This window comes from Leucobacter sp. (assembly GCF_053528595.1).
Map to the genome: position 1 here is coordinate 13,454 of NZ_JAIVPF010000081.1, position 12,118 is coordinate 25,571.

Annotated in this window: 12 protein-coding genes; 9 read left to right on the plus strand and 3 right to left on the minus strand. The window is 71.1% G+C overall.

Features of this window, described 5'->3' with window-relative positions:
- Nucleotides 1-6: 6 nt before the first annotated feature.
- Nucleotides 7-372 carry a cupin domain-containing protein gene (locus tag ACWKZU_RS16145; protein ID WP_449283357.1) on the minus strand — a complete coding sequence of 122 codons (366 nt, stop codon included), beginning with the start codon at nt 370-372 and terminating at the stop codon, nt 7-9.
- Between the two features lie 188 nt (nt 373-560).
- On the opposite strand from ACWKZU_RS16145, the gene ACWKZU_RS16150 reads away from it, so the two are divergent.
- From ACWKZU_RS16150 to ACWKZU_RS16180, 7 genes are all read left to right on the plus strand, one after another.
- On the plus strand, nt 561-1,382 hold the full coding sequence (locus tag ACWKZU_RS16150) for an IclR family transcriptional regulator (protein WP_449283358.1): 822 nt from the start codon (nt 561-563) through the stop codon (nt 1,380-1,382).
- An 81-nt stretch (nt 1,383-1,463) separates the two neighbouring features.
- On the plus strand, nt 1,464-2,480 hold the full coding sequence (locus ACWKZU_RS16155) for a C-terminal binding protein (RefSeq protein WP_449283359.1): 1,017 nt from the start codon (nt 1,464-1,466) through the stop codon (nt 2,478-2,480).
- The gene (locus ACWKZU_RS16160; protein WP_449283360.1) at nt 2,477-3,223 is read left to right on the plus strand and encodes an SDR family oxidoreductase; all 747 of its coding nucleotides are present in this window, start codon (nt 2,477-2,479) and stop codon (nt 3,221-3,223) included. The genes ACWKZU_RS16155 and ACWKZU_RS16160 overlap by 4 nt, the downstream gene beginning before the upstream one ends.
- Nucleotides 3,220-3,876: a bifunctional 4-hydroxy-2-oxoglutarate aldolase/2-dehydro-3-deoxy-phosphogluconate aldolase gene (locus ACWKZU_RS16165; protein WP_449283361.1), complete on the plus strand. Its 657-nt coding sequence runs from the start codon at nt 3,220-3,222 to the stop codon at nt 3,874-3,876. Before ACWKZU_RS16160 ends, ACWKZU_RS16165 begins: the two co-directional genes overlap by 4 nt.
- A complete protein-coding gene (locus tag ACWKZU_RS16170) occupies nt 3,873-4,826 on the plus strand; it encodes a sugar kinase (RefSeq protein ID WP_449283362.1) in 954 nt (317 codons plus the stop codon). Before ACWKZU_RS16165 ends, ACWKZU_RS16170 begins: the two co-directional genes overlap by 4 nt.
- 98 nt (nt 4,827-4,924) lie before the next feature.
- The gene (locus ACWKZU_RS16175; RefSeq protein WP_449283420.1) at nt 4,925-5,887 is read left to right on the plus strand and encodes a quinone oxidoreductase family protein; all 963 of its coding nucleotides are present in this window, start codon (nt 4,925-4,927) and stop codon (nt 5,885-5,887) included.
- Nucleotides 5,884-7,080, plus strand: a complete 1,197-nt coding sequence (locus ACWKZU_RS16180) for a hypothetical protein (protein WP_449283363.1) — start codon at nt 5,884-5,886, stop codon at nt 7,078-7,080. Before ACWKZU_RS16175 ends, ACWKZU_RS16180 begins: the two co-directional genes overlap by 4 nt.
- A gap of 16 nt (nt 7,081-7,096) precedes the next feature.
- Here the strand turns inward: ACWKZU_RS16180 and ACWKZU_RS16185 are convergent, their stop codons facing one another.
- Together ACWKZU_RS16185 and ACWKZU_RS16190 are read right to left on the minus strand one after the other, a co-directional pair.
- Complete coding sequence (locus tag ACWKZU_RS16185) at nt 7,097-8,146, minus strand: lipoate--protein ligase family protein (protein ID WP_449283421.1); 1,050 nt, start codon at nt 8,144-8,146, stop codon at nt 7,097-7,099.
- Nucleotides 8,147-8,161: 15 nt separating this feature from the next.
- Nucleotides 8,162-8,803: a TetR/AcrR family transcriptional regulator gene (locus tag ACWKZU_RS16190; protein WP_449283364.1), complete on the minus strand. Its 642-nt coding sequence runs from the start codon at nt 8,801-8,803 to the stop codon at nt 8,162-8,164.
- Nucleotides 8,804-8,953: 150 nt separating this feature from the next.
- Between ACWKZU_RS16190 and ACWKZU_RS16195 the strand changes: the two genes are divergently transcribed.
- Together ACWKZU_RS16195 and ACWKZU_RS16200 are read left to right on the plus strand one after the other, a co-directional pair.
- On the plus strand, nt 8,954-10,615 hold the full coding sequence (locus ACWKZU_RS16195) for an amidohydrolase (RefSeq protein ID WP_449283365.1): 1,662 nt from the start codon (nt 8,954-8,956) through the stop codon (nt 10,613-10,615).
- Nucleotides 10,612-12,117 carry an APC family permease gene (locus tag ACWKZU_RS16200; protein ID WP_449283366.1) on the plus strand — a complete coding sequence of 502 codons (1,506 nt, stop codon included), beginning with the start codon at nt 10,612-10,614 and terminating at the stop codon, nt 12,115-12,117. Before ACWKZU_RS16195 ends, ACWKZU_RS16200 begins: the two co-directional genes overlap by 4 nt.
- Nucleotide 12,118: the final 1 nt, after the last annotated feature.

Sequence of the window (12,118 nt, forward strand, 5' to 3'; positions counted from 1 at the left end):
CCCGGCTCAGGCCGGGGTCTGCGTGATGATGTACAGCTTGCGGGCGGTCTCACGGACGTCCCAGACCACGTGCGAGCCGTCGGGGAGGGAGACGTAGGCTCCTGCTTCGATCACGACGACCTCGCCCGACTCGCGGGTGATGGTGCCCGCACCGCTGAGGAAGTACATGAACTCGGAGACGCCGAGCTTGCTCGAGTGGAAGCTGCCGGGGGTGATCTGCCAGACGCCGATCTCGGTCCGCGAGTCCTCGTGCAGGATCAGCTCCGACGCCTCCGGCGAGCCGGCGATGATCCGGGCCGGATTCGCGCCGGAGGCCAGCTCCGCCGTGGCGAGGTCGTTCCGGTCGGCCGGGTCGAAATGGGGTGCGGTCATGTGGCGTCCTTCGGGCGATGCGGCGATGCGATCAGCGCGGCGGTGTCGAACAGATTTGAAACACTGTCTCATAAGTGATGAAATGTTGTCAAACGAATCGGGCCGATGGGTGTTGGTTCATAAGATGGTGGGTGGGCACGATCCGCGACGGTGCGGCGGCGATTCGCCCCGGAAGAGCAGGAGAATCCATGGCTGAGCGCGTGATATCGACGGGCGGATTGACGTCGTCGGAGCGAGTGACCGGAACGCAGGGGCTCGAGAAGGCGATCGATATTCTCGAGTACATCGCGTCGGCGCCGCGTCCCGGCGTGACGCTCGCCGAGTGCACGGGCATCCTGGGCTTCAGCAAGGCGACGACGCAGCGCATGCTGCTCACGCTCACGCGCCGCAACCTGCTGCACTTCGACGAGGAGCTGGGCGTCTACTCGCTCGGCATGCTGACCGCTCAACTCGGGGCGGAGTACCTCAGCAGGCTCGACACGCGCAAAGCGGCCCTCCCCGTCCTGCGCGATCTCGTCGCCGAGTCGGGTGAGACCGCGCACCTGGGTGTGCTCTCCGGGGAGGACGTCGTCTACATCGAGCTCGTCGACAGCCCGCAGCCCATTCGCATCTTCAGCAAGGTGGGCGACTCGGTGCCCGCGTACGCGACCGCGATCGGCAAGGCCATCCTCGCCCACCTCCCCGGCGACGTGCGCCAGTCGCACCTCCCCGAGGCGCTCGTGGAGCGCACTCCGCGCACGCTCACCACCTTCGAGTCCCTCTATCGCGATCTCGCCCTGACGCGCGAGCGCGGCTATGCGATCGACGATGGCGAGAACCGCGAGGGTATCCGCGGATTCGCCGCGCCCATCTTCGATTTCTCGGGCAAGGTCTGCGCGGGTCTCAGTCTCGCGGGCCCGCACGCGCGCATCGACCCGACCGTGGACGACGCGCGTTTCGGAGCGCTCGTCACCCGCGCGGCGCGCCGGGTTTCGCAGGTGCTCGGTGCGCCCGATCCGACCGGGGGGTGACGGTCTCCGCTCGGGGAAGAGGCTTGGTGATCTGCAGCAGTTATGAAATGATGTTTCAAAATTGTTGCTGTGGAGGGTCAAGTGGATCAACGAGTACGACGTGTGGTGATCACCGATTGTGATCACGGCAGCACGGAGATCGAGGCGGCCGTCGCCGAGCGGTACGGCCTGGACCTGGTGGTAGCCGACTGCACCACCGAGGAAGAGGTGATCGCGGCTGCCGCCGACGCGGCGGCGATCCTTACCCAGTACGCGCCGGTCACCGCCCGGGTGCTGTCGGCGCTGCCGGGCCTCGAGGCGGTCGGCCGCTATGGCGTGGGCGTCGACACCGTCGACGTCGACGCCGCCACGGCGCGGGGGATCGCGGTGTGCAACGTGCCCGACTACGGCACCGAGGACGTCAGCGACCACGCCATCGCGCACGCCGTCGGACTCATGCGCGGGCTCCCCGGGCTCGACCGCGGGCTGCGCCGCGGCGACGCCCGGCTCGATCCCGTTCGCCCGCTGCACCGATTCTCCGCTTCGACCTTCGGCGTGTACGGCCTCGGCCTCATCGGCGAAGCGACGGCCCGAAAGGCTCGCGGCCTCGGGTTCCGGGTCATCGGCACCGATCCGAGGTTCGCTCCCGGCAGCGTCACTCCGGATGGCACCGAGGTCGTCTCGCCCGAGTCGCTGCTCGCGCAGTCCGACCTGCTCTCGCTCCACCTGCCGCTGATCCCGCAGACCCGGCACCTCATCGACGACGCGGCGTTCGCCCGCATGAAGCGCGGCGCGAAGGTCGTGAACACCTGCCGCGGCGGCGTCGTGGACACCGCGGCCCTCGTGCGCGCCTTGGAGAGCGGCCAGATCGCCGCCGCGGGGCTCGACGTCTTCGAACAGGAGCCGCTTCCGGCCGACAGCCCGCTCATGGGCTTCGATCAGGTGCAGCTGAGCCCGCACGCCGCCTGGTACAGCGAGGAGTCGTTCGCCGAGCTGAAGCGACGCGCCATGGAGAACATCCTCGAGGTCTGCGCCGGCCGACGGTCGGCCAACACCGTCAACGCGGTCGCACTCGCGACGCGCGGGGCGGCAGCCAGCGGGAACGGAGGAGGGGCATGATGTTCGATCGCGCCCTCGAGGGCCGACGGGCCGTCGTCACGGGGGCCTCGCGCGGGATCGGCGAGGCGATCGCCCTCGCGCTGCTGCGCAGCGGCGCCGACGTCACGGCGCTGCAGCGCGGTCGTCCCTCCGAAAGGCTGCGCCGCGCCGCCGCAGAGCAGGGGCGCGCTCTCGCGCACGTCCCCCTCGACCTCGCCGACGAGGCCTCGATCCGCGCGGCCGTCGACGAGACCGGCCCCGTCGACGTGCTCGTCAGCAACGCGGGCACCCAGATCCGCCACGACGCGCTCGACTTCCCGCTCGTCGAGTTCAACCGCGTGATGCAGGTCAACACGAGCGCCGTCTTCCAGCTCTGCCAGGGCTTCGGCGCCGGCATGGTCGAGCGGGGGCACGGCAAGATCGTGGCACTCGCCTCGCTGCTGTCATTCCAGGGGGGCCTGCGCGTCCCGGCCTACGCGGCATCGAAGGGCGCTGTCGCGCAACTCGTCAAGGCGCTCGGCAACGAGTGGGCGGGGAGAGGGGTCAACGTCAACGCCGTGGCTCCCGGATACGTCGAGACCGACATGAACGAGGCGCTGCTCGCCGACGCGGAGCGTTTCCGCCAGATCAGCGAGCGCATCCCGGCCGGTCGCTGGGCGAGGCCGGAGGACATCGCCAGCGCGGTGGTCTTTCTCTGCACGCCCTACGCCGACTACATCCACGGCACAGTGCTGCCGGTCGACGGCGGATGGCTCGGCCGATGACCGCCAGGCAGACCCTGCCCGTGACCCTGAGGGAGTCACCGGTCGTCGCCGTGCTGCGCGCCGCCGCCGCCGAGGACTACGCGCCGGTCGTCGAAGCGCTGCTCGACGGGGGCGTGCGCCACATCGAGGTCACGCTCAGCACTCCCGGGACCCTCGACGCGATCACCGGCCTGCTCGACCGTTTCGGCGATGAGGCCCGGGTGGGCGTCGGAACGGTGACCGTGCCCGATCAGGCGCGTCGCGCGGCAGAGGCGGGGGCGCACTTCCTCGTCACCCCCACGACCGACGCCGCCGTGATCGACACGGCCGTCTCCCTCGGCACTCCGATCTTTCCCGGAGGCTTCACTCCCACCGAGCTGCACACCGGGTGGTCGCGCGGCGCGGCCGCCGTGAAGGTCTTTCCCGCCTCGCGGCTCGGGCACGGATACCTGGCCGACCTGCGCGGGCCGTTCCCGGGCATCGAGGTGATCCCCTCGGGGGGAGTCGCCGTCGACGACGCGATCGCGTGGTTGCGCGCCGGCGCCTGCGCGGTGAGTCTCGGGGGTCCGTTGCTGCGCGACGCACTTCGGGGCGGCGATCCCTCCGAGCTGATGCGACGGTCACGCGACCTCATGGCACGCATCGACGACGCCGGAGTGGGGCGGGGGCGATGAACGGACCGCGACCCTACGTGCTCACCGTCGGCGAGTCCATGGGCCTGCTGCGGCAGGGACAGCCGGGGCGGCTCGCCGCACAGCGAACGCTCGACTTCGGCTTCGGAGGGGCCGAGTCGAACGTCGCGATCGGGCTGAGCCGACTCGGCACCGACGCGGTCTGGTGCGGGCGGCTCGGCGACGACGGGGTGGGCGAGCTCATCGAGCGCGAGCTGCGTGCCGAAGGGGTGCGCCCCTGGATCGTCCGCGACGCCGAGGCGCCGACCGGGCTGATGCTCAAGGAGCGTCCCACAGCCGGAACCTCTCGAGTGGTGTACTACCGGCGCCAGAGCGCGGGCTCTCGGCTCGCGGCCGCGGATGTGCCCGATGCGCTGATCGAGCGCGCTGCCCTCGTGCACGTCACAGGCATCACGCCGGCGCTCTCGGCGTCTGCCGACGGCGCAGTCGAGTCGGTGCTGGAACGGGCTCGCGAGGCGGGAGTGACGACGTCGATCGATCTCAACTACCGGGCCGCGCTCTGGGGCCGTGCGGAGGCCGCCGCACGACTGCGGGAACTCGTCGCCCTGGCCGACCTGGTCTTCGCGGGCGACGACGAAGCGGCGATCCTGGTCGGGCATCGCGGGACGGCTGAGTTGGCCACGGGATTGCGCGCGCTCGGGCCGCACGAGGCGATCATCAAGCTCGGGGAGCGCGGATGCTTCGCGTCTGCGGGCGACGAGAGCCTCGCACTGCCCGCGATTCCCGTGGATGTGGTCGATACCGTCGGGGCCGGTGACGCCTTCGTCGCAGGGTATCTCGCGGAGTACCTCTCCGGGGCCTCGCTGGCGCGCCGCCTGGAGACAGCGGTGTCCGCCGGGGCATTCGCCTGCCTGACTGGCGGGGACTGGGAGGGACTGCCGACGCGGAGGGACTTCGCGCTGCTGACCGACACGGACCCGGTGCAGCGATAGGTCCCCTCCTGCGCCTCTCAGTCGAGCGTCGCCGCGCGTCACAGAGCCGCGCCCCGCTCGCACCGCCGATGCGCGGAGCGTAGGCTCGAGGCATGACGATGCGTGCGATTGTTGCGGAGCGGACCGGCGGCCCCGAGGTGCTGAGGATCGCGGAGGTCCCGGATCCGGATCCGGGGCCGGGCGGACTCCTCGTGCAGACCGCCGCCGTGGGCGTCAACTTCATCGAGACCTATCAGCGCTCCGGCCTGTACTCCGTGCCGTTCCCCTTCGCCCCGGGGGCTGAGGGGGCCGGGCGCGTGCTCGCGGTCGGAGACGGCGTCGAGGGCTTCGCGGAGGGAGACCTGGTCACCACCGCCGAGGCGGGCGCCACCTATGCCGAGCGATTCGCGGTGGACGCGGAGCGCGCGGTGCGGGTGCCCGGCGCCATCGCTGCCGACACCGCCGCCGCGCTCCCGCTGCAGGGGCTGACGGCGCACTACCTCGCCACCTCCGCCGCGCGGCCCGAGGCGGGCGACACGGTGCTCGTGCACGCGGGCGCCGGGGGCGTCGGCCTGCTGCTCACCCAGCTGCTCGTCGCCCGCGGCGTGCGGGTGCTCACGACCGCGTCGACGCCCGAGAAGCAGGAGCTGAGCCGGGGCGCCGGAGCATCCGAGGTGCTGGACTACCGCGGGTTCGCGGATCGGGCGCGGGAGCTCACGGGCGGCGAGGGCGTCGCCGTGGTCTACGACGGGGTGGGCCGGAGCACCTTCGACGACTCCCTGAGCGCGCTGCGGGTGCGCGGCGAGCTGGTGCTCTTCGGGGGAGCGAGCGGCCCCGTGCCGCCGTTCGACCTGCAGCGCCTCAACGCGGGCGGCTCCCTCTCGGTCACCCGTCCCTCGCTGGGGCATTTCCTGCGCACCCCGGAGGAGCGCGCCTGGCGCTACGGGGAGCTCTTCGCCGCGATCGAGGCGGGGGAGCTCGACATCAGGATCGGCGCCCGTTTCCCGCTCGCCGAGGCAGCGGCTGCGCACCGGGCGCTCGAGGGCCGCGAGACGACCGGCAAGGTGATCCTCGAGCCGTGAGCGGATCCCGCGCGAGCCGAGCCGGCGCGGGGGACGGCGGCGCTGCGCTCGCGGCGTACCCCTGGATCTCCGATCCCGCGACGCGCGGCGCCTGGCTTCTCGAGCGCCTCGACGCCGAGGAGTTCGTCGGGCTGGGCGACTGGCTGCCGGGCGGCTTCGACGCGTACGTGCGGGTGCTGCACCCCTTCTCGCGCGACAGGCCCGAGGCCGGAGGCTGGGCCGAGTGGGAGGCGATGCACGAGGCTGGTCGCTGGGAGGAGGCGCCGGAGCTCGTCGACGAGAGCCGGATCCCCTGGCGCGACGCGGCCGCGGCGTTCGGGCGCTCTCTCGGTGCGACGACCCGCTCCGAGCAGGTGCTCGGAGTGCCGTGGGGCGAGCAGGAGGCGACGGCGCCCGACGGCTGGCGCTACTCCACGCCCGAGGAGGGCAGCCTCGACGGCCGGACCCTGGCGGCACTCATGCCGACGCTGCTCGCGCACACGGCGACGCCGGATCGCGGCGTCGCCGCCGTCTGGGAGGGGTTCGGGGGTCTCGTCAGCGCGCAGGGCGTGGGTTTCTTCGTGTTCGCGCCACCGCGCTTCGGCGGGCTGCCGGCGCCCCTGCAGCGGGTGTGGGCGATGATGGAGGGCGCGCGGCTGAGATTCGCGCTGGCGCGGCAGCGGTTCGGGACCCGCGCCGCCCTGCACGGGATGCTGCTGCCGCGCCTGCCCCAGCCCCGCGGCAGCGGCCTGCTCTCGCGCGAGGCCGCTGCCGGTCCCCGGCTCGTACTGCCGAGCGGGATCCGCGAGTACGTCTGCTTCGAGGTCGACCCGCGCGACTTCGCGAGCGGGGCCTGGATCGATCGGGCGCCCTGGGCCGAGCCGCCCGATCCCGGGTCCCCCGATTCCGAGTCGCCCGATCCGGAGCCGGGAGCGTCCCCGGACCGTGACGCGCAGTCGCCCCAGCTCCTGTGGCCGGAGGGCCGCGAGTGGGTGGTCGCGACCGAGATCGACTTCGACTCGACCATCGTCGGATGCTCCCGCGCCTGCGCGGATGCGCTGCTCGCGGCGAGCGCCGCGCGATCCCGGACCGGCGCCGGAGCCCCGTCGGAGATCGCGGCTCCCGCGCGGCCCGACTTCGAGGCGTTCGAGATCTCCCGCGACACCGAGGAGCTGTGGCACGACGTCGGGGAGGATCCCGGGGTCGTCGACTGACCCGCTGCGCCGCCCCCTACGGCACCCGGCGCAGCCAGGCGTCGGTGGTGAACTTCTGCTCGACGAGGCGCTCGGCCGCGTCCCACTCGCCCTCGGTGATCTCGCCCTCGGTGCCGCCGTGCCGGCGCTTGAAGACCTCGATCATCTTCGCGATGATCTCCTCGCGCTCCAGGCCGGTCTGGCTGCGCAGCGGATCCACGCGCTTCTGCGCGCTGGCGGTGCCCTTGTCGGAGAGCTTCTCCCGCCCGATCCGCAGCACCTGCGTCATGGCCTCGGGATCCATGTCGTAGGCCATCGTGACGTGGTGCAGCACGGCGCCCGATCCGAGGCGCTTCTGCGCGGCGCCGCCGATCTTGCCGTGCGGGCTCGTGATGTCGTTGAGCGGCTTGTAGTGGGCGTCGATGCCGAGCGCCTGCAGCGCCTCCAGCACCCACTCGTCGAGGTAGGCGTAGGAGTCGGCGAAGCTCATGCCGCGCACCAGCTCGCCCGGCACATAGAGCGCGTAGGTGATGCAGGAGTCCGGCTCCATGTACATGGCCCCCCCGCCCGAGATGCGCCGCACGAGCTGGGCGCCGCGCTCCGCGGCCTGCTCCTCGTCGACCTCGTTCTTCACGGACTGGAAGCTGCCGATGATCACGGCCGGGCCGTTCCACTCCCAGATGCGCAGCGTGGGCCCGCGCAGGCCCTCGCCGACCGCCGCGGTGAGCACCTCGTCGAGGGCCGCGTTGAGCACGGGGGAGACGGGCGGCTCGTGCAGGATCTGCCAGTCGTAGTCGCGCCAGTGCGCGGCGCCGGTGACGGCGCGCCGGATCGCGACGCCCACGGCGTCGGGAGTGAAGCCGAGCAGGTGCACCTCGCTCGGCAGCGCCCCGCGGATCGCGTCGCCGACCTCCTCGATCGTGCTGTTGGGATTCAGGCCCTCGACGGCGGAGTCGATGCAGGCGAGCGCGTCGTCGGGTTCGAGGAAGAAATCGCCCGAGAGTCGGAAGTCGCGGATGAGCCCGTCGACGACGTCGAAGTCGACGACGACCAGTTTGCCGCCCGGAACCTTGTACTCACCGTGCATGCTCATGAACTCAGACTACGCCTCGGCGGGGTCTACGGCGACCCTCGCCAGTTTGGCGCGCAGCCCTTCGATCAGTGCCTCCACGCCGAGTTCGAAGGCGTGCTGCGCGCGCAGTGTGTCTGCCTCGCCGATGAGCGACCGCAGCACCGGGTAGTCCTCGCCGTCGACGGGCTGCACCATCTGCACCGGGGCGATGAGGTCGAGCACGGATCCCATCACGAAGCTCTCGACGACGGTGAAGACCGCGATGATCTCGTCGGCGGGCCACCCCGCCTCCTGCAGTGCCGTTGCGACGACCTCGTACTGCCGCACGAGCTCGGGTGCCTGCACGGGGTGCGTGGTGAGCAGCGGGATCGTCTCGGGATGCTTCACGAAGGCGCCTGCGTAAGAGCGCGCCCATTCGGCGAGAGCCATGTCCCAGGGGAGCCGTTCGAATGCGCTGCAATCGATCTCGGCCACCACGCGGGATCGGACCCGCTCGATGATGTACTGCTTGTTCGGCACGTGGCTGTAGATCGTGGGCGTGCTGATGCGCAGCCGCTTGGCCAGTTTCGCGAGCGTGAAGGCGCCGGAGGGTTCCTCGCGGATCAGTGCGAGGGCGGCCTCGACGATCCGCTCCTCGGTGACGTGCTTGCGCACCGCGCGGGGGGACGGCATCCACTACCTGCTCTCTACTGGTTCCGGTGGCTCCACGCTAGCATCCCGGCACCCGGCGCAGGCATCATTTACCTAATGATGTTTGGAATTCCTAATCTTGTTAGGTAGCATGTTCCCGACGGTCCCGATCGAGGAGAGGATGGACCCGCGATGGAGCACCCGCGTCGTCTGCTCACAGGAGGGATCCTGTGGAACGGTCGCGGCTTCGAGCCCGGCTCGCTGGTGGTCGGAGGAGGCCGCATCCGCGAGGTGCTGCCGGCGGGACAACCGCTGCCGGAACTCCCCGAGGACTGCACGATCGAATTGGCGGGCGCGGCGGTGCTCCCCGGTTTCGTGGACGCGCACGCTCATCCGCTCATCGCCGGACGCGAGTTCGGGGGAGCGCCTGTACGCCGTGCGCGAAGCCGCGACGAGGCGGTGCGGATCGTGCGGGAGTACGCGCAGGCCCACCCGGATCTGGCCTGGATCGTGGGCGAGGGTTTCGACCTCAGCATCGATCCCAGCGGCATCTACTTCGCCGAGGATCTCGACCGCGCCGTGCCCGATCGGCCCGTGGCGCTGCGCTCGAGCGATATCCACACGATGTGGGCGAACACCCGCGCGCTCGAGGCCGCGGGGATCACGCGGGAGACTCCTGATCCGATCGATGGCGTCATCGAGCGAGCCCCGGACGGCACGCCCTCGGGCACGCTCCGGGAATGGGGCGCATTCATGCCGCTGCTCCGCGCCGTGCCTCGGCCGCCCGTGGCAGAGGTCTCCGCGGGACTGCTGCGCGGCCTGCGGGCCCTCAGCGCGGAGGGGGTCACCACCGTCCAGGACGCCTGGGTCGAACTCGAAGATCTGGACGCCTACGTCGATGCCGCTCGGTCCGGACTGCCGGTACGGCTCAACATCGCTTTTCGCGCCGTTCCCGGGGACTGGACGGAGCAGCTCGCTGAGTTCAGCCGTGCCCGCAGGCGGGTCGAGGCACTCGGCATACCCGAGTTCACCGCCCGCACGGTGAAGTTCTTCGCCGATGGCATCATCGAAGGCGGAACCGCCCACGTGAAGGAGCCCTATCGCGGCGGCAGCTGTTGCGGCGTCCCCGCCTGGGAGCGCGCAGAGCTCGCGGCGGCGACGGCGGCGTTCGACGCGGCCGGGTTCCAGCTGCACATCCATGCGATCGGCGATGCCGGCATGAGCAGCGCGATCGATGCGATCGTCCGAGCCGCCGAGCGCAACGGGGTGCGGGACCGCCGACCGGTCATCGCGCACGCGCAGCTCGTCGCCGCTCCCGACCTGGCACGCCTCGTCGAGGCTGACGTGACCGTCGCGATCCAGCCGTACTGGGCGAAGCTCGACGGCGTCGTGCGGCACCTCACGAACGGCCGCCTCCGCGGCGAGCGCGAACACCGCCAGTACCCGTTCCGCACGATGCGCGAAGCCGGTGTACGGCTCGCATCGTCCAGCGACTTCCCGATCACCACGCCGAGCCCGCTGCGGGCGCTCGGCGTCGCGATCAGCCGTGACGAGCACGGCGATCTCGCCCGCTCCTGGATCCCGGAGGAGCGGCTCGATCTCGCCGAGGCCGTCGAGGCCGCGACCATCGCAGCTGCCTACACCCAGTTCGCAGACGACGGCCTCGGATGCCTGGCCCCCGGTGCTCCCGCCGATTTCGCCGTGGTCTCCGGGCTGTCGGCGCACCCCGGCCCCGTGGAGCTGCTCAACGCCCGCGTCGAATCCACCTGGCGCGATGGCGCGCCGGTCTACGTCCGTCCCGCGGATACCCCGATCACCCCTGTACCCCGGCCGCTCGAAGGAGAGTCCTCATGACTGCTGCACCCGGCAACCCCGCCGTCGCCTCACCCCCGCCGCCCGCCGCCCGATCGACAGATGCCGGCGTGATGAAGCGCGAGTTCACGCTCTGGTCGGCCTTCTCGCTCGCGTTCGTCTTCGTCTCGCCGATCGTCGCGATGTACGGGATCTTCGGCCTCGGGCTGGCGACCGTGGGTCCTGCGTTCTGGTGGGGTTGGGTCGTCACGCTCCTCGGCCAGCTCACGGTCGCGATCGCGCTCGGTGTGCTCGCCTCGCGCTGGCCGCTCGCCGGTGGGGTGTACCAGTGGTCGCGACGGCTCATCGGACCGAAGTACGGCTGGTTCGCGGGTTGGGCGTACACCTGGGCGCTGCTCATCGCGCTGAGCTCGGTCTCCTACGCGGGTGCGGTGTTCGTCGCACTGCTCTTCGGCCTGGACGCGACCTCCCCGAGCGTCCTCGTCGTGCTCGCCGTGGCACTGCTCGCGATCACCACCCTCGTGAACATCGCGGGCCGTCGTGTCGTCAAATTCGTCGCGACCGCATGCATCATCGCCGAGATCGTCGGCTCGGTGGGGGTCGCCGTGTACCTGCTGGTCTTCGGTCGGGAGCAGGATCCCTCGTTCCTCGTCGAGGGGCTGCAGACGGCCCCGGGAACGCCGTTCATGATGACCCCCTTCGTTCTCGTGGTCGCGATCGCGGGCTGGTCGTTCCTCGGCTTCGAGAGCGCCAGCAGCATCGCCGAGGAGGTGAAGAACCCGAAGCACGCGGTGCCGCGGGCGATCGTCTACTCGCTGCTGGGCGTCGGCGCGGTGATCCTCTTCACGAGTTTCGCCATCATCCTCGCGATCCCGGATCTTCCGGAGATCCTCGCAGCCTCGGAGGGCGACCCGGTGATCGCGGTGCTCGCGCACCACTTCCCTCCCATCGTGGTGGAAGCGATCCTCGCGATGTTCGTCGTGGCGTTCCTCGCGAGTCTCGTCGGCATCCAGGCCGCGGTCTCGCGCCTCGTCTGGGCGAACGCGCGCGAGGACGAGCTGCCGGCCGCAGCCTGGCTCAAGCGCCTGCGCGGCGAGGGCGGTCTGCCGGCGAACGCCATCCTCGTCACGGGGCTGGTGTCCATCGCCGCTCTGCTCCTGCTCCAGAACGAGTACGTGAACACGCTGCTCGTCGCCTTCACGACCGTCGGCTTCTACGCGGCGTTCACCTTCCCGGTGCTCGGTCTTGCCATCGCACGGATCCGAGGGACTTGGCGCCCGGACGAGCGGCTCTTCATGGGCCGGATCGGCACGGCCATGTCCTGGGCGGCGCTGGTCTGGCTTGCCCTGGAGATCACCAACGTGCTGTGGCCCCGCGAGTCCGCCGAGTTGTGGCTGATCAACGCGGCGCCGCTGATCGCGTCGGTCGCCGTCGCCGTCGCCGGCATCGTGGTCTACCGTCTGTCACCGGTGGGCCGAGGCCTCGTCGTCCCGTCGGCCGCACCCGACGGGCGCACCGCCCACACCCCGACCACCGAGAAGTGAG

What these genes read in the sequence shown, in the direction of transcription:
- ACWKZU_RS16190 (WP_449283364.1), bottom strand. Translation starts at nt 8,803, where the DNA reads ATGCCGTCCCCCCGCGCGGTGCGCAAGCACGTCACCGAGGAGCGGATC.
- ACWKZU_RS16160 (WP_449283360.1), top strand. Translation starts at nt 2,477, where the DNA reads ATGATGTTCGATCGCGCCCTCGAGGGCCGACGGGCCGTCGTCACGGGG.
- ACWKZU_RS16185 (WP_449283421.1), bottom strand. Translation starts at nt 8,146, where the DNA reads ATGCACGGTGAGTACAAGGTTCCGGGCGGCAAACTGGTCGTCGTCGAC.
- ACWKZU_RS16170 (WP_449283362.1), top strand. Translation starts at nt 3,873, where the DNA reads ATGAACGGACCGCGACCCTACGTGCTCACCGTCGGCGAGTCCATGGGC.
- ACWKZU_RS16175 (WP_449283420.1), top strand. Translation starts at nt 4,925, where the DNA reads ATGCGTGCGATTGTTGCGGAGCGGACCGGCGGCCCCGAGGTGCTGAGG.
- ACWKZU_RS16195 (WP_449283365.1), top strand. Translation starts at nt 8,954, where the DNA reads ATGGAGCACCCGCGTCGTCTGCTCACAGGAGGGATCCTGTGGAACGGT.
- ACWKZU_RS16200 (WP_449283366.1), top strand. Translation starts at nt 10,612, where the DNA reads ATGACTGCTGCACCCGGCAACCCCGCCGTCGCCTCACCCCCGCCGCCC.
- ACWKZU_RS16150 (WP_449283358.1), top strand. Translation starts at nt 561, where the DNA reads ATGGCTGAGCGCGTGATATCGACGGGCGGATTGACGTCGTCGGAGCGA.
- ACWKZU_RS16145 (WP_449283357.1), bottom strand. Translation starts at nt 372, where the DNA reads ATGACCGCACCCCATTTCGACCCGGCCGACCGGAACGACCTCGCCACG.
- ACWKZU_RS16165 (WP_449283361.1), top strand. Translation starts at nt 3,220, where the DNA reads ATGACCGCCAGGCAGACCCTGCCCGTGACCCTGAGGGAGTCACCGGTC.